The organism is Acinetobacter pengchengensis, assembly GCF_982235305.1.
In genome coordinates, this window is record NZ_CEVATJ010000001.1 from 2,281,395 (window position 1) to 2,301,456 (window position 20,062).

The 20,062-nt window shown below is 42.2% G+C and carries 15 protein-coding genes and 1 tRNA gene; 12 read left to right on the forward strand and 4 right to left on the reverse strand.

Annotated elements, in window-relative coordinates:
- The first annotated feature begins 164 nt into the window (after window positions 1-164).
- Both AC0T5Z_RS11055 and holA read left to right on the forward strand, forming a co-directional pair.
- Window positions 165-695, forward strand: coding sequence for an LPS-assembly lipoprotein LptE (locus AC0T5Z_RS11055; protein WP_435337017.1), 531 nt, complete (start codon window positions 165-167; stop codon window positions 693-695).
- Between the two features lie 22 nt (window positions 696-717).
- Window positions 718-1,716: a DNA polymerase III subunit delta gene (gene holA, locus AC0T5Z_RS11060; RefSeq protein WP_435337018.1), complete on the forward strand. Its 999-nt coding sequence runs from the start codon at window positions 718-720 to the stop codon at window positions 1,714-1,716.
- A gap of 54 nt (window positions 1,717-1,770) precedes the next feature.
- Here the strand turns inward: holA and AC0T5Z_RS11065 are convergent, their stop codons facing one another.
- Complete coding sequence (locus tag AC0T5Z_RS11065) at window positions 1,771-2,220, reverse strand: bacteriohemerythrin (protein ID WP_435337019.1); 450 nt, start codon at window positions 2,218-2,220, stop codon at window positions 1,771-1,773.
- Between the two features lie 519 nt (window positions 2,221-2,739).
- Here AC0T5Z_RS11065 and AC0T5Z_RS11070 point away from each other — a divergent pair.
- The 3 genes from AC0T5Z_RS11070 to AC0T5Z_RS11080 are packed head-to-tail and all read left to right on the forward strand — an operon-like array spanning window position 2,740 to window position 7,508.
- Window positions 2,740-4,074: an efflux RND transporter periplasmic adaptor subunit gene (locus tag AC0T5Z_RS11070; RefSeq protein ID WP_291334379.1), complete on the forward strand. Its 1,335-nt coding sequence runs from the start codon at window positions 2,740-2,742 to the stop codon at window positions 4,072-4,074.
- A gap of 1 nt (window position 4,075) precedes the next feature.
- On the forward strand, window positions 4,076-6,049 hold the full coding sequence (locus AC0T5Z_RS11075; protein WP_435336846.1) for a MacB family efflux pump subunit: 1,974 nt from the start codon (window positions 4,076-4,078) through the stop codon (window positions 6,047-6,049).
- Between the two features lie 22 nt (window positions 6,050-6,071).
- Entirely contained in the window at window positions 6,072-7,508 is a 1,437-nt protein-coding gene (locus tag AC0T5Z_RS11080; protein WP_291334377.1) for an efflux transporter outer membrane subunit, read from the forward strand.
- 108 nt (window positions 7,509-7,616) lie between these two features.
- Here AC0T5Z_RS11080 and AC0T5Z_RS11085 read toward each other — a convergent pair whose 3' ends face one another.
- Entirely contained in the window at window positions 7,617-8,885 is a 1,269-nt protein-coding gene (locus tag AC0T5Z_RS11085) for a sensor histidine kinase (RefSeq protein WP_435336847.1), read from the reverse strand.
- 816 nt (window positions 8,886-9,701) lie between these two features.
- On the opposite strand from AC0T5Z_RS11085, the gene AC0T5Z_RS11090 reads away from it, so the two are divergent.
- On the forward strand, window positions 9,702-11,933 hold the full coding sequence (locus AC0T5Z_RS11090; RefSeq protein WP_291334375.1) for an NADP-dependent isocitrate dehydrogenase: 2,232 nt from the start codon (window positions 9,702-9,704) through the stop codon (window positions 11,931-11,933).
- Between the two features lie 293 nt (window positions 11,934-12,226).
- Here AC0T5Z_RS11090 and AC0T5Z_RS11095 read toward each other — a convergent pair.
- Window positions 12,227-12,313: transfer RNA gene (locus tag AC0T5Z_RS11095), tRNA-Leu, on the reverse strand.
- A 176-nt stretch (window positions 12,314-12,489) separates the two neighbouring features.
- Between AC0T5Z_RS11095 and queA the strand changes: the two genes are divergently transcribed.
- The 3 genes from queA to AC0T5Z_RS11110 are packed head-to-tail and all read left to right on the forward strand — an operon-like array spanning window position 12,490 to window position 15,170.
- Window positions 12,490-13,527 carry a tRNA preQ1(34) S-adenosylmethionine ribosyltransferase-isomerase QueA gene (gene queA / locus AC0T5Z_RS11100; protein WP_435336848.1) on the forward strand — a complete coding sequence of 346 codons (1,038 nt, stop codon included), beginning with the start codon at window positions 12,490-12,492 and terminating at the stop codon, window positions 13,525-13,527.
- A 25-nt stretch (window positions 13,528-13,552) separates the two neighbouring features.
- Window positions 13,553-14,581 carry a hypothetical protein gene (locus AC0T5Z_RS11105; RefSeq protein ID WP_435336849.1) on the forward strand — a complete coding sequence of 343 codons (1,029 nt, stop codon included), beginning with the start codon at window positions 13,553-13,555 and terminating at the stop codon, window positions 14,579-14,581.
- A 22-nt stretch (window positions 14,582-14,603) separates the two neighbouring features.
- Window positions 14,604-15,170, forward strand: a complete 567-nt coding sequence (locus tag AC0T5Z_RS11110; RefSeq protein ID WP_163170398.1) for a LemA family protein — start codon at window positions 14,604-14,606, stop codon at window positions 15,168-15,170.
- Window positions 15,171-15,231: 61 nt separating this feature from the next.
- Here the strand turns inward: AC0T5Z_RS11110 and AC0T5Z_RS11115 are convergent, their stop codons facing one another.
- Complete coding sequence (locus AC0T5Z_RS11115) at window positions 15,232-16,182, reverse strand: sensor domain-containing diguanylate cyclase (RefSeq protein ID WP_435336850.1); 951 nt, start codon at window positions 16,180-16,182, stop codon at window positions 15,232-15,234.
- Between the two features lie 367 nt (window positions 16,183-16,549).
- Here AC0T5Z_RS11115 and tgt point away from each other — a divergent pair, with 367 nt between their 5' ends.
- The 3 genes from tgt to secD all read left to right on the forward strand — a co-directional run bounded on the left by tgt (window position 16,550) and on the right by secD (window position 20,059).
- The gene (tgt, locus tag AC0T5Z_RS11120; RefSeq protein WP_435336851.1) at window positions 16,550-17,680 is read left to right on the forward strand and encodes a tRNA guanosine(34) transglycosylase Tgt; all 1,131 of its coding nucleotides are present in this window, start codon (window positions 16,550-16,552) and stop codon (window positions 17,678-17,680) included.
- A gap of 102 nt (window positions 17,681-17,782) precedes the next feature.
- On the forward strand, window positions 17,783-18,112 hold the full coding sequence (gene yajC, locus AC0T5Z_RS11125) for a preprotein translocase subunit YajC (RefSeq protein ID WP_004974939.1): 330 nt from the start codon (window positions 17,783-17,785) through the stop codon (window positions 18,110-18,112).
- Window positions 18,113-18,163: 51 nt separating this feature from the next.
- The gene (gene secD, locus AC0T5Z_RS11130) at window positions 18,164-20,059 is read left to right on the forward strand and encodes a protein translocase subunit SecD (protein ID WP_435336852.1); all 1,896 of its coding nucleotides are present in this window, start codon (window positions 18,164-18,166) and stop codon (window positions 20,057-20,059) included.
- Window positions 20,060-20,062: the final 3 nt, after the last annotated feature.

The following is a 20,062-nucleotide window of genomic DNA, read 5'->3' on the forward strand; positions in this document are numbered from 1 at the left end:
AGAGGTAAATATGTACCCCCTCATCCTAGAGGGAGAAGGAACTTTCTGAAGGATTTCACAATTTCCAAACAAAGCCCGTTGTCAGTCAACGGGCTTTGCACCTACAATCAAGATATTCTCAACTTCCACTTTAGAACTTTCGAAAATATTACAGAGGACAGCACATGCACTTTAGCCAACGTTTAGCAGTCATTGTTTTAACTTGTGGACTCAGTGCTGGCTTAGTCGGCTGTGGTTTTCATCTTAAAGGCAGCAACCCAAGTATTGCACCTGTGGCTTATTCAAAAATGAGCCTAGCTTTACCGAGCAATGCTGAAGAATTAGAAGAAAAACTTTCTATTCATCTGGGTACGGCAGGTGTACAACTCAGTAATGATCCGAATGCCTATGTACTGCGTGTACTTGACTTTACGCCACGTCGCTTGGAATTGAATGGCAAACTGGTAGAAACCTTATTGCGTTTGAGTGTGACGTTCCGTATTGAAGATGCGCAAGGCAACCCGATTACCGAACCTCGTACCGTCATGGCATCGCGCAGCTATCAATACGATGTCGCAACGGTGAATACCGATGATCAGGAACAAAAATTCTTAAAAGAAGTGATTATTGATGATGTGGCACAACAAATTGTGCGTCAAATTTCATCGAACCGTTTACCTCTGGTCAATCCACCTGTGTATTCAAACCCTAAATAAGTTTCCGAGTGCGATTTTTTTTATGAAACTTGACTATCTACAAGCTCTCAAACGTGTCGATGAAGCACGTGGTGCATGGATTTTGCATGGTCAAGAACCCTTACTCGAACAAAACTTGCTCGATACTTTTCGTTCCAGTTGGCAGAAACAAGAGATTGAACGCCAGCGTTATGACTTAAATAGCGTGAGCGACTGGAAAAATGTATTCAATGCTTTGAACAGTTTGTCACTGTTTTCAAGCCAATTGGCGGTTGAAGTACACGGCAATATCAAACCCGATGCCAGCACACTCAAACAACTGAAAAGTTATATTCAGCACAATGAACAAAACTTGCTGTTGGTGGTGATGCCAAAACAAGATAGCAATAGCCTGAAGTCCAGTTTCTTTCAGTTGATTGATGCCAATGGGGTCAATGTTGCACTCACGGCAAACTACCCTAAAGATCGTCAACAGATTTTAGCTTTAGAAGCAGAAAAGCTAGGCATTCAATTGGGTCATGATGCGTGGCAATGGCTGGAACAACATCATGAGCACAACCTTTTGGCTGCCAAAAACAGTTTGATGCGGGTTAGTGACACCTTTCCTGAAGTTCAACAGATTCAGATTGAACATCTACATGCCTGCTTACAAGATCAATCGCGTTATAGCACTTATGATTTAAGTGATGCTTTACTGGCGGGAAATCTGGCGCAAGCCATGAAAATTTTTCAATACCTCATAGCTTCGGGTGAAGCTATGAGTTTAATTTTGTGGAGCATCAGCAAAGAAATGCGCCTGCTGATGCAGTTATTTGAACAACCACAAAATGCTTTGCAACTGGGTATTTGGAAAAACAAAGTTAGTGTTTATCAACAAGCTTTGCGACGTTTAAATCCAAATAGTTTCTTGCAATGGCCTACTCTGTTATTGCGTATCGATGCCTCTATTAAAGGGATGTCCAAGGAAAACCCTGAACATCTGGTGCTACAAGCCATTACAGAACTCTGTGGTAAAACGCTGTTTGCTTCTCACTCAGCTTAATTAAGCAGACCTCTTCATCAAAATAATTTTTAAAATCATCTGCTTTTCAGAGGATTAGCTAAAGAAACGTGCAAACCAACTTTTGCCTTTTTTCTGTTCCTGCGAACGCAAATAATGCAGCATATTGTCGCGTACTGCATCGACATAATCCTGATCATCATGCTGAATATGGTTAATCAACCATTTAGACAACAAACGATACAAGTCATGTTCTACCGATTCGCCATTGGCAAAACGCTGACGGCAATCATTCAAACGCCTCACAAAGAGTTCGTGAATACCACGATGCGATGGTAAGTATTGATAATTGACCTGTGACAACAAGTTTTCTTCAAAGCTACAATGCGATTGCGTATAGTCAATCAAGTCATCCAAAACTTCCTTAATTTGCTCCCGCGCACCTGTCGCCCGAATTTTTTCTAGCGCATTAATATAGTCCAGAATTTGTCGATGTTGATTGTCAATCACATCAATTCCGATATTAAATTTCTCACTCCACTCCATGATGTACCCCTCAGATTTTTTGCTTAAAGTCGTGTTTTATTGCATCGTCCCGATGCCGTATTATCCTAATGATTAAATCCATAATTATTTTATGGAATTTGATACTAGCTGCTTTTAACTTTTAAATCCATATAGAAAATAAGGTTTTTTAAGCAACTTAGACCATAGTTGTATTTTTCAACATTTATCATAAAAATTCATAAAATTATCATAGAGATGAAATAAAACACCTTACCGCATGACTAGATGCTATTTTCACTTTTTTATGTATACAATACCCCTTTCAGATTGGATCAAATTAAGATCAAACCAATAGTGAATAATTAGACCTCTTGCGAAAGTATAGTTTTATCTAATTTTTGAATTGGCTAAAACCTTATAAAATATAGCTTTTGACTGCTTAAAATTTGACTAACGCAAGAAGTCTATTCTCATTTGCAATTTCTTTAAAAAATTCACGATTTATCCTTCTTTCACTTCTATAATCCTTTTTAATTTATTTTTTCTGTTTTTTGACTCATGCCAAAAATAAAATCGACCAAACTTATTGTGGGAATTCTCATTGCGCTGATGCTGGCATTTGCCGCTTGGTATTTTTTGAAACCAAAACAAGAACAACCACAATACATTACTGCCGAAGTAAGCCGTGGAGATATTGAAAGTGCGGTTTTGGCAACAGGCGTGCTTGAAGCCACCAAAATGGTCAGCGTTGGTGCGCAAGTTTCAGGTCAAGTCAAAAAAATGTATGTTCAGTTAGGCGATCAGGTCAAACAAGGACAGTTGATTGCCCAAATTGACTCCGTACGACAGGAAAATGAGTTTAAAACAGCACAAGCCAGTATTAAAAACCAACAGGCACAATTGGCGGTTCGGCAAGCCAATCTCGCCAAAGTCGCAGCAGAATATCAGCGTCAACAAGCCATGTATGCGCAAGATGCGACCTCACGCGCCGAACTTGAAACGGCCTTAGCCAACTATAAAACTTCGCAAGCAGAAATTGCTGCCATTAACGCTCAAATTGAACAATCACGCCTAACTTTAGACACATCTAAAGAAAATTTAGGTTATACCCGTATTCTTGCCCCAATGGATGGCACTGTCGTCGCAATTGTGACCGAAGAAGGTCAAACCGTGAACGCCAATCAAAGCGCACCCACGATTGTTAAATTAGCTAAACTTGACACCATGACCGTGAAAGCAGAAATTTCTGAAGCAGATGTGATGAAGGTCGAAGAAGGACAAACAGTTTATTTCACCACCTTAGGCAACAGCGAGAAAAAACATTACGCTACTTTACGTCAGGTAGAACCTGCACCCAAATCCATCAATACCGAAAGCAATAACAACACCTCATCATCTTCAAGTTCTGCCGTGTACTACAACGCTTTATTTGACGTACCAAATGAAGACGGCAAGCTACGCATCAATATGACCGCACAAGTGTCCATTGTTTTGGCAGAGGCACGCAATGTACTGACCATTCCTGCTGCTGCAGTGCAAGGTGCAAACCGTTCACGCAGTCGTAGCAACAGCAATAATTCAGACAGCAACGCACGTACTGAACGCGACAATACCGATGCCAGTTCGGCCAAACGCCCTGCCCGTTTGGAATTGACAGCCAATGAAAAAGCCTTGGTTGATCAGGGTAAAGCCTCTTTAGGCATGGTACGCGTGCTACAAGCCGATGGCTCAGCTCGACCACAATCGGTATTGCTTGGCTTAAACAACCGTGCAACGGTACAAGTCATTCGCGGCCTAAAACTGGGCGATCAAGTCATTATTGCCGATGGTTCTGATACCTCAAACGATGCGGCGAAGCGTGGTGGTCGTGTTGGCCCATCAGTGAGAATGTAAGATGAGTCAGTCTCAACCTCTGTTAGAGGTCACCAATCTGACCCGTGAATTCCCTGCGGGTGAATCTACAGTACAGATTCTCAAAGGCATTGATCTGAAGATTTACCCAGGTGAACTGGTTGCCATTGTGGGTCAGTCGGGTTCAGGAAAATCCACCCTCATGAATATTTTGGGCTGTTTGGATCAACCCACCACGGGCAGCTATAAAGTCAAAGGTCGTGAAACCCGACAACTTGAAGCCGATGAACTGGCACAGCTACGTCGTGAATATTTTGGTTTTATTTTCCAGCGCTATCACTTATTGGGCGATTTAACCGCTGCGGGCAACGTCGAAGTGCCTGCAATTTATGCAGGTGCCGATGTTGAAGAACGACAAGCTCGCGCAACTGCGCTGCTCAGTGACTTAGGTCTAGCCGATAAAACCCAAAACCGCCCAAGTCAGCTTTCAGGTGGGCAACAACAACGTGTATCAATTGCACGTGCCTTGATGAATGGTGGCGATGTGATTCTTGCTGACGAACCCACAGGTGCACTCGACAAGAATAGCGGTATTGAAGTGATGCGGATTTTACGTGAGCTGAATGCCAAAGGTCACACTATCATCTTGGTCACACATGACCATAATGTCGCTAAAAATGCCACACGGATTATTGAAATCAGTGATGGTCTTATTATTTCTGATCAGCCCAACACACCTGCCGATCAAGATGATATTGCCCAACAAACCTTGCAACATCCGCCACAAAAAAGAACTTCAGCTTGGCGTTCTGTATTTGATCGTTTAGGTGAAGCGTTCCGCATGGCGCTACTGGCAATGAATGCGCATCGCATGCGTACCTTTTTAACCATGCTCGGGATTATTATCGGGATCGCTTCAGTTGTATCTGTTGTGGCACTCGGCAATGGTTCACAGAAACAAATTTTAGAGAACATCAGCAGTTTAGGTACCAATACCATCACCGTATTTCAGGGGCGTGGTTTTGGCGATACCTCGCGCTCATCGCAGCTTAAAACCCTGATTCCTGCCGATGCCGATGCTTTGGCAGAACAGCCTTATGTGGATGGCGTCAGCCCATCGGTCAATAGCAACGTCACAATACGTTTTAAAGACACCGAAGCGTCTGCTACAGTCAATGGTGTGAGTGAAGACTTTTTCTATGTACGCGGCATGAACTTTCAGTCGGGTCAGCCTTTTGACAAACACAGTGTATTGGAACAAGCGCAAGATGTGGTGATTGATCACAACACCAAAAATACATTCTTTAGTGATGGCAGCAACCCAGTTGGGCAAGTGATTTTATTAGGCAGTGTGCCCAGCCGTATTATTGGCGTGGTCGAAGAACAAAAAAGCATGATGGGCAATGCCGACAGCTTAAATGTGTATTTGCCTTACTCTACGGTAATGAGTCGCATGCTTGGTCAAAGCCATGTGCGCAGCATTATTGTACGAGTCAAAGATGAATACCCAAGTGCTGCAGCAGAAAATGCCATTCTAAGCCTGTTGGTACAACGTCATGGTGCACAGGATGTATTTACTCAAAATGCCGACAGTATCCGCGAAACCATCCAACAAACCACCGCCACTATGACCTTACTGGTTTCTGCTATTGCAGTGATTTCACTGGTGGTCGGTGGAATTGGGGTCATGAACATCATGTTGGTCTCTGTCACTGAACGCACCCAAGAAATTGGGGTGCGCATGGCAGTCGGCGCACGACAAAGCGATATTTTGCAGCAATTTTTAATTGAAGCCATTTTGGTGTGTATTTTAGGCGGTGTACTTGGCGTCTTGCTCGCACTCGGAATTGGGCAATTGATTAATCATGTGGCTGGCGGAACCTTTGAAATGGCGTACTCCACCACCTCGATTGTAGCCGCTTTTGTCTGTTCAAGCCTGATTGGGATTGTGTTCGGTTTTATTCCTGCACGTAATGCTGCCCAACTGAACCCTGTCGATGCGCTATCTAGAGAATAAGCAATTAGAGTAAGGAATGATGATGCGATTTAACCAGAAGTCACGACAATTCAGCCAACTTGTCATTGCACTTTTTCTTGGCAGCAGCTTGGTGGGTTGTGCAGCCGTAGTCAAAACGCCTTATCAGGCACCTGCTGTAGATATTCCACAACAGTTTGACCATCAGCAAAAAAGCCAGCAAGTGCTTGCGCAACTAAATACAGACCGTTGGTGGACACTCTTTCACGATGCTGCTTTAAATCAATTGATTGAACAAGTCTTGGCGCGTAACAGCGACCTCGCGGTTGCAGGACTAAATTTGCAACAAGCTAGATTACAAGCCAAACAAAGCCAAAGTCAGCAAGGTGTCCGGATTGGCAATGCAGGTATTTCTACAGGGCATCAATTTAGTTTAGAGGGCAACGGTGATGCAGCACGCGGGATTTCGCTGAATTATCCTGGACTAAGCTATGAATTGGACTTATTCGGTAAACTTGCCAATCAGACTGAAGCTGCACGTTGGGAAGCCTTAGCCACCGAACAAGACTTACAAGCTACCGCACAAAGCCTGATTGCGACCACTGCCAATTTATATTGGCAATTAGGATATTTAAATGAACGCTATGTTGTTGCACAACAAAACCTTGCCAGTACGCAAAAAACTTATCAATTGGTCAATGCACAATATCGCACAGGTGCAGTTTCAGGGCTGGATTTAAACCAAGCCGAGCAAGCCCTACAAAGTCAAAAATCGACTTTAAGCCAAATTGCACAGCAAAAAGTTGAAACGCGTACCGCCTTGGCAGTTTTACTGCATCAACCTATGCAAATGTTGAATATCAATGAACCACAGAGTTTAGCCGCTGTTCGTCTACCCAACATTACTGCAGGCTTACCTGCAGAATTACTATCACGTCGTCCCGATTTGCGCGCAGCTGAGTTACGTTTACGCAAAGCCTTAGCCAATAAAGATGCCAATCGAGCCAGTTATTATCCATCTATCAGTCTTACAGGCACACTCAGTACAGGTGTCGGTACAGGTGCTCACACCTCTTTAAGTGATGCCCTAAAAAATCCGATTGCCACTTTAGGTGCTGGTTTAACCCTGCCATTTTTGCAATGGAATGACATGCAGCGTGATTTAAAAGTAAATGCTTTGGAATATGAAAAAGCCATTGTGCAATATCGACAGACTTTATATAAGGCCTTTGCTGATGTCGAAAATGCACTGTCGGCACGAACCGCGCTGAATCAACAAGTCGCACTGCAAAGCCGCAATTTAGCACTGGCAGAAAAAACTGAACGCTTAACCGAGGTGCGTTATCGGCATGGTGCGATTGCCTTAAAAAACCTGCTAGATGCACAGGAAACTACGCGTAATGCGCGTTTAAGTTTATTGCAGACCAAGCAAAATCAATACAATGCCTATGTGACTTTATTGCAAGCGTTGGGTGGCAGTCCAATTCAAAACATTCAATAATACAAGAGTTGATCCAAATTGATCGTGATACAAAAGTCTGTGGATGATTTTAAATCTCGATTTAAACATCGACAGGCTTTTGCTTACTGTGCATATAAACGTTAAAAATTAAGTTTTCTCAGACAATAACGCTTCTTTACTTAACACTTGATGGCTACTGGTCGCAATCGGCAAACTAACTTTAAAAGTCGTTCCCACACCTTCTTTCGATTCCACGACAATTTGCCCGTGGTTCAAATCGACAAAACGCTTGCACAACACCAAACCTAAACCGATGCCCTTTTCACCTGCAGTGCCTTTAAAACTAACAGTAAGTTTAGGCTCGAACAGCGTTTCAAGTTGTTCTGCAGTCATGCCTAAACCTGTGTCTTGGATATAAATATCTACACTGGTTTCTGTTTGCTCTGCACGTAAAATGACTTTGCCTGTACCATCGGTAAAGGTAAATTTCAGCGCATTCGAGACCAAGTTTTGAATCACCGAGGTAATCATATTGATGTCGGCATAGACTTTAATACCTTCTTCAACTTGATCAATGAGTTCAATATTTTTCTTAATTGCCAAACTTTTCAAAACATTACAAACAATTTTAGTCGATTGCTTTAACTCAAAATTAATAGGGTGATAAACAAAGCGTCCACCCTCTGCCATTGCCCAATTCAATAAACTTTCTAACAAGTTATAAGTCGATTGTGCTGTATCGAATAAATAGTCGGCTATATTTTGAATACTAGAATCATCCAAAGTTTCGCGCTCTTGCGCCAAAACCTCGGAAAAACCCAATAAGCCATGAAATGGCGCACGCAAATCATGCGCAATAATCTGGAAAAACTTGGTTTTACTAAAATTCAATGCAGACTGCTGTTCATACAGTTCTTTTAAGTCAGTATAATCAACTTTTAATTCAATATAACGTACCAAACCTGCAGCAAACTCCGCCACTGTCGGCACAGCACCTAAACTAAACGCTTCTTCACGATGATCAAATAGCAGCAACTGTCCAATCGACTCACCATCAGTCTTGAGTAAATCCAGCGCAATTACACGCGCGGCTTCTATCCCCAAACTTGCAATATGCTTCACAAACTTCGCATATTGCGAATGTTGATGTTCAATCAGTTGCTGACCTTGAAAGAAAGCGTCTAACTGTGCAGTTGGATTGGCATGAAAAGCTTTAAAAACTTGATTGGTGGAATACCAGAAATAGGGCTCATTTTTAAAAGTTAAAATGGCATGATCGACTTGCAGCATTTGACGGGCAAACTTCAAAAAACCATCAATTTGGTTACTTGGCGTATGTACACCCAATAATAACGAGAGTGTGCAAGCACTGAGTTGCTCCGTTTCAGGACCAATTTCCAGCAACTGTATTTTCATTTTTGCCTCGTTAATTTAAAGTGTGCTGCCTTATGAATTATTTTCTCTGCAAAACTCGTCCATTGAATTCAGAGTTAACCTACAAACTTTAACACAAAATACAAGCTTTCAAACCCATTAAAAAACTGTGCCACAAATCGGCACCTCTTCTTTCGAGCTTGTTTTTTCATCTATGCATGAATAAGAGTTGAGATCACGATGAACCATGCTTTCAGAGGGATCAAACTGTGCTTCAAACCACCAAATAAAATACGCCGATTTTTGTAAAATTTAGCCCTTAAAAATAGATCTAAACTGTTAAAATCTAAATCAGACTTTTTAAATGTAAATTTCCATTCCTTTTTTGAAGACAATCTCAACTTCTATACAAGAATTTACATTGCATCACACTGAAAAAAACCTAAGCAACATATTGATAAACATATAAAATAAATAGACTAAATATATCCACCCATCATTTTCATCGGTTATTTATCAAACATTCGACTTAAGTCGAACCCTCAACTGGTTAATTTATAATAAAATATACATATATTTTTGATGTCATATCTTCATCATACGATTTGATTAGTATTTCAATACTAAATACTCAAGGCGATTTTTAGGTTTAAACTGGCTCATTTTTACATTAAGCCGTGTCTTGACTCGCACAAACGCGATAGATCATTTCGTAGCGAAATGGCGTCATCACTGTAATTACGTTGACTGAAATGCACAGAGAGTCGATACTCTCAAGGTTAAATTAGGCAAATCGGTTCGCAGGGGCTGAGTTATCATCTCGCTCCTAAAAAACTCAATCAAAGCAAGGGGCTATATATGGCTGGTGGAAAGTCAAAAATCATTTACACACTGACCGATGAGGCGCCATTGTTGGCGACCTACTCTCTACTGCCGATCATTGAGACCTTTACTAAGCCTGCTGGCATCGAGATTGTCAAGAGTGATATCTCTGTAGCAGCACGCGTACTCTCTGAATTCTCGGAATACCTAAGCGAAGAACAGAAGGTAGCCGACAACCTCGCAGAGCTTGGACGTCTCACGCAAGATCCAGATACCAACATCATCAAACTTCCAAACATCAGTGCTTCAGTTGCCCAGTTAGTTGCATGTATCAAGGAATTACAAGCAAAAGGTTATGCAATTCCTGACTATCCTGAAAACCCAACCACTGAAGACGAAAAAGCGATTAAAGCACGCTATGGCAAATGTCTTGGTTCAGCTGTAAACCCTGTATTACGTGAAGGTAACTCTGACCGTCGTGCACCTGCTGCAGTGAAAAACTACGCGAAAAAACACCCGCACTCTATGGGTGAATGGAAGCAATGGTCACAAACTCACGTTTCACACATGAATGAAGGCGACTTCTACCATGGCGAAAAATCGATGACGCTTGACCGCGCACGTAACGTAAAAATGGAACTCATCACTCAATCTGGTGAAACCATTGTATTGAAAGAAAAAGTAGCGTTACTTGATGGCGAAATCATCGACTCTATGTTCATGAGCAAAAAAGCGCTTTGCGACTTTTATGAAAAACAACTGGATGATTGTAAAGAAGCAGGCATTTTGTTCTCTTTACACGTAAAAGCAACCATGATGAAAGTTTCACACCCGATTGTATTCGGTCACTGTGTGAAAATTTACTATAAAGAAGCGTTTGAAAAACACGGTAAATTGTTTGAAGAACTTGGCATTAACGTCAACAACGGTATGGCGGGTCTTTATGAAAAGATCGAAACCTTACCAACTTCTTTACGTGAAGAAATCATCGAAGATTTACACGCATGCCAAGAACACCGCCCTGCACTTGCAATGGTGGATTCTGCAAAAGGCATCACCAACTTCCATTCTCCAAACGACGTAATTGTAGATGCTTCTATGCCTGCAATGATTCGTGGTGGCGGTAAAATGTGGGGTGCTGACGGCAAGCCTTATGACTGTAAAGCTGTAATGCCAGAGTCGACTTTCGCACGTATTTACCAAGAAATGATCAATTTCTGTAAATGGAATGGCAACTTCGACCCACGTACGATGGGTACTGTGCCAAACGTAGGTTTGATGGCGCAAAAAGCTGAAGAATACGGTTCACACGACAAGACTTTTGAAGTTCCTGCTGCGGGTGTTGCAAACATCACCGACATTGACACTGGTGAAGTGTTGATGACTCAAAACGTGGAAGAAGGCGATATCTGGCGTATGTGTCAGGTGAAAGACGCACCAATTCGCGACTGGGTGAAACTTGCAGTTACTCGTGCACGCAACTCTGGCATGCCAGCAATCTTCTGGCTTGACCCGTACCGTCCACACGAAAATGAAGTGATCAAAAAAGTTCAAAAATACTTAAAAGATCACGACACGACTGGTTTAGACATTCAAATCATGTCTCAAGTGCGTGCGATGCGTTATACGCTTGAGCGTGTTGCGCGTGGTTTAGATACCATTTCTGTAACAGGTAACATCTTACGTGACTACCTCACTGACTTGTTCCCAATTATGGAACTTGGTACTTCCGCGAAAATGCTGTCTATCGTTCCGTTAATGGCGGGTGGCGGTATGTATGAAACTGGTGCGGGTGGTTCTGCGCCTAAACACGTACAACAACTTGTTGAAGAAAACCACTTACGTTGGGATTCTTTAGGTGAGTTCCTTGCACTTGCTGCTTCTTTAGAAGAAATGGGGATTAAAGAAGACAATGCGCGTGCGAAGTTACTTGCATCAACCCTTGATCAAGCGACCAGCAAATTACTGGACAACGACAAGTCTCCATCACGTCGTACTGGCGAATTGGACAACCGTGGCAGCCACTTCTACTTGGCAAAATACTGGGCAGAAGCACTTGCTGCTCAAGACGAAGATGCTGAGTTAAAAGCGAAGTTTGCACCACTTGCACAAACTTTAGCTGAAAACGAAGACAAAATTGTTGCTGAACTTGCGGAAGTACAAGGTAAATCGGTTGATATCGGTGGTTACTACGCAGTAGATCAAGCTAAAGTGAATGCAGTAATGCGTCCAAGCGCAACATTCAATGCTGCACTTGAAACTATTTAATGCTATGACATCGCACTGATACAATTCAGTGCCTGTTCTACAAAAAACCAGTGCTTTCACGCTGGTTTTTTGTTGTCAGAAAATTGATAAAGACGGGATAAGTTAGCGATATCCTCAAATATATCCTTATTTCTTATTCTGTATGCCTATTTTTATTCATGAACCAAGAAAATCAAATTAAAGTAAGCAACAACCTTCTTATAAAAACTTTAAGATATTCAAATCATTGGATAAAGTTCAGACAATAAAAAAAGCCCCCAAGTCTTAATATGCTTGAGGGCTTTTCCTTTATATGGTCCCGAGGGTCGGACTCGAACCGACACGTCATCTCTGACAGCGGATTTTGAGTCCGCCGCGTCTACCAATTTCACCACCTCGGGTAGGTGTTGATGGGTATAATAAACTTTTTTGACAGCTTGTCAACGCAAGTTTTTTGCAATTGTTTAAAATTAAATCAGCTGTCATTTTTTTGATTTATAATCGACCAATTTCATCCATAAAACCTAAAAAAGCATATACTAGGCGCAGTTTTCCCAGTGTTCTAACTTTTTTTATCATGCAGCTTTCTGACTTTAACTTTAATCTCCCCGATGAACTCATTGCACGCTACCCGCTAGCCAGTCGTAGCGCTTCTCGCCTGCTGCATCTTGATGCTCAAGGTCAATATCACGACCATCAATTTACCGACTTACTGAATTTACTCGAAGCGGGCGATTTACTGGTACTTAACGATACCAAAGTCATGAAAGCACGTCTTAAAGGTAAACGTGCCACAGGGGGTGCGGTAGAAGTCTTGGTTGAACGTCTGCAAGATCAATTTATTGCCCATTGTCATATTAAAGCCAGCAACTCACCAAAAGCTGGTGCTGAACTGTTTATTGGGCCTGATGCTGTAAAAGTGACCGTACATGGTCGTCATGAAAACTTATTTATTGTCGAATTTTCACAGCCTATTTTAGACGTATTGGATGTCTACGGTCAGCTGCCAATTCCACCCTACTTTAACCGTGAAGCAGAAGCGATTGATACCGAACGTTATCAAACCGTGTTTAACGACCCGACAAAACTCGCTAGTGTTGCCGCACCCACTGCCAGCTTGCACTTTGATGAAGCCTTGCTGCAACAGTTAGCAGATAAAGGCATTCAAAAAACCTTTGTGACCTTGCATGTGGGTGCAGGTACATTTTTACCTGTACGTACCGAAGATATTGCCAATCACATTATGCACAGTGAATGGTGTGAAGTTTCTGAGGCTGCCGTAGCGCTGATTCGTGAAACCAAAGCACGAGGCAACAAAGTTATTTCAGTAGGTACAACTGCCACACGTGCCGTGGAAAGTGCAGCACAAGCTCATGCAGGCGAACTTGCGGCGTGGTCGGGTGATACGCAAATCTTTATTTACCCAGGTTATCAGTTTAAAGTGGTGGATCGTTTGATCACCAATTTTCACTTGCCTGAATCGACCTTATTAATGTTGGTGTCTGCGCTTTCGAGCCGTGAAAATGTCATGCGGGCGTATCAACATGCTGTGGCTGAACGCTATCGTTTCTTTAGTTATGGCGATGCCATGCTGATTGATCAAGCTCAAACTTAATTTTCAACCTGTTAAAACAATCGCCATGCCGCTCGATACCGTGCAACACTCCATTCATATTCGACGCAAGAAGAATCAGCGGGTATTTCGTAATATCGCGCGGTTATGGGATATTGGAAAAAAAGCGCAAAGCCATCAAGAAATTTTAGATGGTTTACACCCTTGGCAAGATGACATCACCCTCAAGTTTGAAAATGTTTTACCTGTCTTGCTTGGTATTATGGGTGTGTTGTTCTGTTTAATGCTCTTGATTCAACCAAGCAATATTTGGCTGCAATTTTGTTTACTGATTGGCGTAGTCTGTATTTTTTGGGCATTTATTACCTATGAGCAAGACGACCCCATTGAAGAAGTTATCACTTTTTTAGAACAGGAAAGTATTGCGCAGCGCTATCAACTGGCGTGGCAGCAACCGCCACAGTATCTTGCCCGAACTTTACAACCCGTTTATTTGATTGCCCATTTAAAAAGTCTGTTCCCTTTATTTAATTTAGGGAATCTGTCTAATGAAATTCGCCGTTACGCCAGTACTGTTTGGCAGGATCAACAAGGCAAGGAGCATCAGGTTTTGGTCTTTGAATATCGTTATGTCAGCGAAACCCGCATTAAAGATCAAAATGGCAATGACTATAAAGTGCGTGAAGTCGTGCGCTATTTATCCGGCGTATTTGTCTTTGATGTGCAGCTACAAGGTTTAGCCGTTACCTCAAACAATAAAACCTTTGGTGCGCCTTATCATGTTCCGTGGCATACCAGTGATATTCGCCTAAATCAAAAACTCAATTTTTTTGGTAGTGATGCAATTCAACTGGCGCGTACGCTCAGCCCTGCAATGGTGTTAAAACTAGATGATTTTTTTCAGCATCAACAAGGTGATTTATTATTTCACCCTGAGCGGAACACGCTGTGCTTTTTAGGCAATCGCAACCTGTTTGAAATTTCCAGTAAAGCAAAAAATATTCAAGATATTTCCGCATTGCGTGGACACTTACGCACTTTTAAATTACCTTATTTAGAACAATTACAGACAGATCTGGTCGATTTTCTAGACTAAGAAAATCATCTTGGGGCAAAGCATGGGTATCGCAATTTTTCTTTTGGTTGTTATCGTATTAGTGATTCTAGGCATCATGATTCGTAACAATATCGTACGCCACCACAACGCTACTATCCGCGCTTGGGCAGATGTAACCAGTTTTGAACGACAGAAATTAAAAACACTCGAAGAACTTGCGCCAGTAGTCGAACAATATGCAGGCATGGAAAAAAGCACTTTAGAAAAAGTGACTGAACTGCGCCAAAATATTATGAACCTAAACATCAACAATGCCGATGTTAATCAATTACAACGTGTTGAAGCATTAAGCAAAGAATTGATGCGCAGCTTGAATGTGGTGGTCGAAAATTATCCTGAGCTTAAAGCCGATCAACTGTATTTAAAAATGATGCATGAAATTGATGAGCAGAATGAAAATGTCGGTGCTGCAATTACCATTTATAACCGCAATGTCGAGCTATTTAATAATTATATTCAGGTCTTTCCCAACAACATAATCAATACTGCAACCACAGCCAAAAAACCAGTGCGCGCTTTTCGTGACAACAGCGCAGCGCAAAGTTTTGATTATCGTCCAAATTTTTAAGTTATTTTTGATATGTCAATAAAACAACAGGCACGAAGCTTGCTGTTTTTTCAGATTTCAACTAAACAGGTGACTGTGTCAGATACTGCACTTGATTACGCCCTTTATTTTTTGCCAAATACAATAATTCATCGGCTGAATGCAGAAAATCGACCACATTGTGATACTGCTGATTTTGATCATAGCTATTTACACCAATACTCACCGTGACTTGGGTCGTTTCCCTAGTCTTGGTATGTGGAATTTCTAGCGCATATACTGCCTGCCTAAAGTTTTCAGCAAGTTGTACAGCATCTGCCAATGGTGTTTCGGGCAACAGCACCACAAATTCTTCGCCACCAAAGCGAGCCACAAAGTCAGATGCACGCGCAAAATGTTGTTTAAGCAACTGTGCCACACTAATCAAACAATGATCACCCTGTAAATGCCCATGATTGTCGTTATAAGGCTTGAAATGATCGATGTCGATAAACAAGAGAGACAATGCATGTTGATGACGTGAAGCTCGTTTAAATTCATTCTCTATACACTCGCTGAGCGCCTTTCGATTGGCAACCAAGGTCAGCGGGTCTTGCAAGCTCAAAGCCAGATTTTTACGACTCAATGCTTCGAGTTCCAACTCCATCTGTTTACGTGCAGAAATATCAAACATAAACCCGATAATCGCCACAGTTTCGTCATTTTCACGAATCACATGCACCACATCACGAATCCAGACATAATCTCCTGTAGCGGTTAAGGCACGATAATCAGCTTCGTGGTCTGTACCTTGATCAGACAAACTCACACACATATTTACGGTCTTGTCTCGATCTTCAGGATGCATCCGATCAATCCAATCTTGTGCAGTTTTCCAACTGTCTTGCGTCCAACCCAGTAAAGACTCAATTTGTGGACCGATGTAGCTAAAAGCTTTGGTTTTCCAGTTAATCTGCCACGGAATTGCATTCGTGGTTTCCAAAAGCGTTTTATAGAATTGGTCTTCTTTTAGTGCACTGTTTAATTCACTCATAGCCCACCTCTATGAATTGATTTTAATTACAATTTAACAACTTAAGTGAGCTTTGACTACAATTTGTTTTGTCTTATTGACATTTTCTTCAACTTTGACAAACTCATAGAGTTAAGCAAAATATAAACAACAATTACTCCAAACATAAATCTCAAAATAAAAAGTAAGCCGATAAAGAAGAAATTACCCAGCGTATTCAGCAATTTTCCACCACGTAAGCACAATGGATTTGAGCAAAATATTCACTCTCAATTTTTACCAAGGAAAACGTATCTCAACTGGCAATTCTGTGCATAATCTAGGAAAATAGTGCACTTTTAGCATGAACAATCAGCGAACTGTTTTTTCGCCTTGATTTGGAACATATATGAAGTTTGAGAAATTAGGTCAGTCGGGGCGTGCCCGTCGTGGTCGTTTAACGCTTGCTCATGGTGTGGTCGAAACCCCTGTGTTTATGCCTGTGGGGACGTATGGCACAGTCAAAGGCATGCTGCCACGTGATATTGAAGAAATTCAGGCACAAATTATTTTAGGCAATACCTTCCATTTATATTTGCGTCCAGGACTGGAAGTGATTCAGCAACACGGCGGTCTACATGAATTCATCAAATGGGATAAGCCTATTTTGACTGACTCTGGCGGCTTTCAGGTGTTTAGCTTAGGTGCAATGCGTAAAATTAAAGAAGAAGGTGTGACCTTCCGCTCGCCTATTGATGGCTCAAAGGTTTTTCTTTCGCCTGAAATCTCGATGGAAATTCAACAAACTTTGAACTCTGATATCGTAATGATTTTTGACGAATGTACGCCTTATCCTGCAACGCATGAAGAGGCACAAAAATCGTTGCAATTGTCTTTACGCTGGGCAAAACGCTGTAAAACCCATCACCATGATGAACTACAAAATAGCAACGCGCTGTTTGGAATTATTCAAGGTGGTATGTATGAAGATTTACGTGATGAATCTTTAAACGGCTTACTCGAAATTGGTTTTGATGGTTATGCGATTGGTGGTCTTTCGGTGGGTGAACCGAAAGAAGAAATGATCAAAGTACTGGATTATTTACCAGCTAAAATGCCAGAAGATAAACCCCGCTATTTAATGGGCGTGGGTAAGCCAGAAGACATTGTTGAAGCAATTCGTCGTGGTGTGGATATGTTCGACTGCGTGATGCCAACCCGCAATGCGCGCAATGGTCATTACTTTGTCACCGATGGCTTGGTGCGTATTCGTAACAGTAAGTATCGTCATGACCAAAGTCCGCTCGATCCGCATTGTGATTGCTATACTTGTAAGAACTTTACCCGCGCCTATTTGTTCCATTTAGAAAAATGTGGCGAAATGTTGGGGTCAATGCTAGGCACGATTCACAACTTACGTTATTACCAACGCTTTACCCAAGGTATTCGCAATGCCTTAGATAACGGCACTTTCGATGAATTTGTACAGGACTTTTATGCCCGCCGTGGCTTAGAAGTACCGCCTTGTCCTGAAGATTAGTCTTTTCAGTATTTGCGCTGAGTAAAAAGACAAGGTAAATTGCAGAACAAACCCATTTATTATCAGATCACTGATCGCCAGTTTTTAGTTTAGGAAAATGAAATGAGCCTTTTTATTTCGACCGCTCACGCAGCAGGTGAAGCTGCACAACAACCAAGCCTTGTGGCTAACCTTTTAATGATTGCAGTCTTCATTGCAATTTTCTACTTCCTGATTTGGCGCCCACAATCAAAGCGTGCCAAAGAGCATCGCACACTGATTGAAAGCTTGGGCGTAGGCAGTGAAGTGGTATTCGCAGGTGGTCTTATGGGTAAAATCACTAAAATTGAAGGTGATTTTGCAGTGGTAGAGCTGAACCGTGGTGTAGAAGTAAAAGTACAACGCGCGAGTGTCATTTCAGTTCTTCCTGAAGGCACATTAAACAACCTCTAATCAAAAAGAGTCGTGCTCACGCACGACTTTTTCATTTTAAGAAGAAAATAAATGCGTTACCCAGCATGGAAATATCTGCTCATCCTTGTTGTTCTTGTGGTGAGTACATTATATGCCCTGCCTAGCTTGTATCCAGATGAACCTGCTGTTCAAATTTCAGGTGCCAAAGCTGGTACCCAAATTGATCAAAGCATCATACAAAAAGCAGAGCAAATTTTACAATCAGAAAATATTGCCAGTCATGACAACAGCTTTACCAACAATGCCGCATTGTTGCGTTTAGACACCTCAGAAGCCCAACTCAAAGCCAAAGAAGCTTTACGTCGCGGTTTGGGGGATGACTATGTCGTGGCGCTGAACCTTGCGCCAACCACACCAGAATGGCTACAAAAAATTGGTGCAAAACCAATGAAGCTAGGTCTGGACTTACGTGGTGGTGTGCACTTCTTATTAGAAGTGGATATGGACAAGGCCATCAGCCAACGTATGGAAACTTCAGCCGCCGATTTACGCCGTCAATTGCGTGACAACAAGCTGAAATTTAATAGCCTTTCGCTGAACAACAACACCATCACCCTACAGTTTGCCAACAATGCAGACCGTGATGCGGTAATGGATTTCTTGCGCCGTAACGGCAATGAGTACACTCAACAAGCGGTAGCGACAGCAGAAGGTTCGAGTTTACGCCTGACGTATACCGATGTACGCAAACAAGAAATTCAGTCTTATGCAGTCAATCAAAACTTGACCACACTGCGTAACCGTATTAACGAACTAGGTGTAGCCGAAGCCTTGGTGCAAACTCAAGGCAGCAACCGTATTGTGGTGGAATTGCCAGGCGTACAAGATACGGCTGAAGCGAAGCGTGTACTCGGTCGTACTGCGAACCTCGAATTCCGCTTGGTGTCTGACTTAAATGATCAATATATTGATCCGTACACAGGTCAGCTTACAGGTCCTGTACCACCTGGCACAGAAGCTTTTGCCTTTGAATCTTTGGACAGTGGCCGCCAAATATTATTGAACCGTAGTCGTATTTTAACGGGTGAGCGTGTTCAAAATGCATCAAGTGGCTTTAGCCAAGATACAGGCGGTGCAGAAGTTAACATTACCCTAGATGCTGCGGGCGGCAAGCTCATGGCAGATGCGACGCGCAACGCTGTGGGTAAACGTATGGCGGTATTGTTTATTGAAAATAAACAACGCATTAGCTATGTGACCGATGAAAATGGTACACAAACTGAAGTACGTACCCCGTACACCGAATCTGTCGTCATTAATGCTGCAACCATTCAGGCGGTATTGGGTTCACAGTTCCGTATTACAGGCCTAGATTCTCCACAAGAAGCCTCTGAATTGGCCTTAATGCTTCGTGCAGGTGCCTTAGCAGCGCCAATGTACTTTGTCGAAGAACGTGTGATTGGTCCAAGCTTGGGTCAAGAAAACATTGATAAAGGTGTATTGTCGACTCAGATTGGCTTCATTTTGGTGGCAATTTGGATGGTGGTGTTCTTCCGTCTGTTTGGTTTGATTGCCAACTTCGCTTTAGTGTTTAACTTAGCCATGATTTTAACCGTCATGTCTTGGATTGGTGCTTCACTCACTTTACCGGGTATTGCGGGTATCGTAATCACCATTGGTATGGCGGTGGATGCCAACGTATTGATTTGTGAGCGAATACGAGAAGAAATTAAGTGGGGGGCCTCACCAAAACAAGCCATTGTGGCAGGTTATGACCGAGCGTATAACACTATTTTCGATTCGAACTTAACCACATTCTTGGTGGCATTCATTCTGTTTGCGATTGGTACAGGTCCTATCAAGGGCTTTGCTGTGACGCTCATGATTGGTATTGTCTGCTCGATGTTTACTGCAATTACAGTCACCCGTGCAATTGTACAAATCATTTATGGCAAAAAACGTAACTTGAAAAAGTTGAGCATTTAAGGA

Coding starts and splice junctions, on each gene's coding strand:
- AC0T5Z_RS11055 (WP_435337017.1), top strand. CDS start 165: ATGCACTTTAGCCAACGTTTAGCAGTCATTGTTTTAACTTGTGGACTC.
- holA (WP_435337018.1), top strand. CDS start 718: ATGAAACTTGACTATCTACAAGCTCTCAAACGTGTCGATGAAGCACGT.
- AC0T5Z_RS11065 (WP_435337019.1), bottom strand. CDS start 2,220: ATGGAGTGGAGTGAGAAATTTAATATCGGAATTGATGTGATTGACAAT.
- AC0T5Z_RS11070 (WP_291334379.1), top strand. CDS start 2,740: ATGCCAAAAATAAAATCGACCAAACTTATTGTGGGAATTCTCATTGCG.
- AC0T5Z_RS11075 (WP_435336846.1), top strand. CDS start 4,076: ATGAGTCAGTCTCAACCTCTGTTAGAGGTCACCAATCTGACCCGTGAA.
- AC0T5Z_RS11080 (WP_291334377.1), top strand. CDS start 6,072: ATGCGATTTAACCAGAAGTCACGACAATTCAGCCAACTTGTCATTGCA.
- AC0T5Z_RS11085 (WP_435336847.1), bottom strand. CDS start 8,885: ATGAAAATACAGTTGCTGGAAATTGGTCCTGAAACGGAGCAACTCAGT.
- AC0T5Z_RS11090 (WP_291334375.1), top strand. CDS start 9,702: ATGGCTGGTGGAAAGTCAAAAATCATTTACACACTGACCGATGAGGCG.
- queA (WP_435336848.1), top strand. CDS start 12,490: ATGCAGCTTTCTGACTTTAACTTTAATCTCCCCGATGAACTCATTGCA.
- AC0T5Z_RS11105 (WP_435336849.1), top strand. CDS start 13,553: ATGCCGCTCGATACCGTGCAACACTCCATTCATATTCGACGCAAGAAG.
- AC0T5Z_RS11110 (WP_163170398.1), top strand. CDS start 14,604: ATGGGTATCGCAATTTTTCTTTTGGTTGTTATCGTATTAGTGATTCTA.
- AC0T5Z_RS11115 (WP_435336850.1), bottom strand. CDS start 16,182: ATGAGTGAATTAAACAGTGCACTAAAAGAAGACCAATTCTATAAAACG.
- tgt (WP_435336851.1), top strand. CDS start 16,550: ATGAAGTTTGAGAAATTAGGTCAGTCGGGGCGTGCCCGTCGTGGTCGT.
- yajC (WP_004974939.1), top strand. CDS start 17,783: ATGAGCCTTTTTATTTCGACCGCTCACGCAGCAGGTGAAGCTGCACAA.
- secD (WP_435336852.1), top strand. CDS start 18,164: ATGCGTTACCCAGCATGGAAATATCTGCTCATCCTTGTTGTTCTTGTG.